This window comes from Paenisporosarcina sp. P5_A11 (assembly GCF_056400705.1).
In genome coordinates this window covers 1-1520 of record NZ_JBFUKT010000338.1, presented here as the reverse complement: position 1 = coordinate 1520, position 1520 = coordinate 1, and the positions used below count along the sequence as shown (strand labels likewise).

At 38.0% G+C, this 1520-nt stretch carries 1 pseudogene; it reads right to left on the bottom strand.

Features of this window, described 5'->3' with window-relative positions:
• Positions 1-819: 819 nt before the first annotated feature.
• A pseudogene (locus AC1DOS_RS20075) lies at positions 820-1520 on the bottom strand (polynucleotide kinase-phosphatase); the annotation flags it as partial.

Sequence of the window (1520 nt, the reverse complement as noted above, 5' to 3'; positions counted from 1 at the left end):
CTTTGAAAAATGACCCAAAAAATAGCGATAGGGTTTTCCTTATCGCTGTTTTGCCATATTAAAAAGTTCAACAAAAATGCGTTAATCCTTCAAGGATCAAAGCGCCCGTTAGATGAACAAGATTAACGGTATTGTTCTCTAAAAGACATTTTAAAGTTAGGTTTTAAAGTTAATTCTATTCTTCCCCTTTAATTCTATAAGAAAAGCTGCCATGAAGGCATCCTCCTAGGTATGATTCTCTTTCTTCCTCACTAAATTGAGGTGCGTTTTTCATAAGAGATGCCTATAAATTCATCTCAAACAATATCCCTATTTGTTCTTCCATGACATGAGGTGGATAAGGCATTCCATTCCTAAACCACCACTCCACTGTCCCTTCCAAAAAATTCAAGAATAACATCTTCGCTTAAACCACGATTTTTTCCTTCTGTTATATTCCATTCATTCTTGATATCTTCGATGACAAACTCAAGAAACCGGCTACGAAAGAAAGGGGCTCCTTTACTAGCTAACATCGCCGAAAAGAATAAATAATGACTTTTAAAATATCCGAACCAGCTCACGCACCCATCTGAATTAGTTTCAGATTCCGATTCGCACATTTCACGTAGTTCGTTAATATGTTCTTCAATGAGCTTATCCAGAGATCGAATTTAACCAGATAATGAAGATAGATGGTCCCTCGGTTAACATTTGCTCTGTCGGCATCCGTGCATTCAAATTTTTAAAACTTTTATGAAACAGATACAATATCAAAAAAGGGTTCAAGCCATAGGACTTGAACTCCTTTCATTTTTTATCATGTATGTCTACTCAAAATTATAATCTTGGGTCTACAGGATCTGACTCCATTGACAATGTCGCAAGCACACATTCATGAACTCTTTCAATTGATTCTCCATTCACATACCGTTTAATACCTTCTACTCCAAGTGAAAATTCTTTAAGCGCAAGTTTTTGTTTTTTTCCTGTATTTCTATTCTTCAGTCGCTCAAGATTTTCCTGCAGCAAGTAATCCATCCCATAGATAATGTTGAGATATTTTCTTCCCCTTACTTTTATGGCAGGTTGCAGCAGCTTCCCTTTATTCCTTGCAGTGTAGAATTCCGGCTTGATGACGATACCTTCGTGACCTTCACTAGTTATGTCCCGCCACCAATTAATGACTTCTTCCTCACTCGCCTCGTCCTTAATGACTTTGTACTCCGTTTCAACAAACATGCTGGATAGCCTTGAAAAATTCCGGTTCATTTCCATGTGCCATGTGTGGGGCTGGTCAAAGAATGTCTGGTTGCTGTGAGCCAGGACATGGAATGGGGCAATTCGAATGGAGTCCACATCTTCTATTTCCCAGCAGTATTTTTGGAAAACTTCTTTAAATGTATGTGCATTTTCAAGCTTTTGTTTGTATTCTTCCAACCAGCTTTTTAAGGCTTCATTCCCACTTACAGCTGATTCAATTTTTTCCTTCAGCTTCATTCGGTCTAGTATTGCATTTTCAGATACGTGCGCGTATTGGC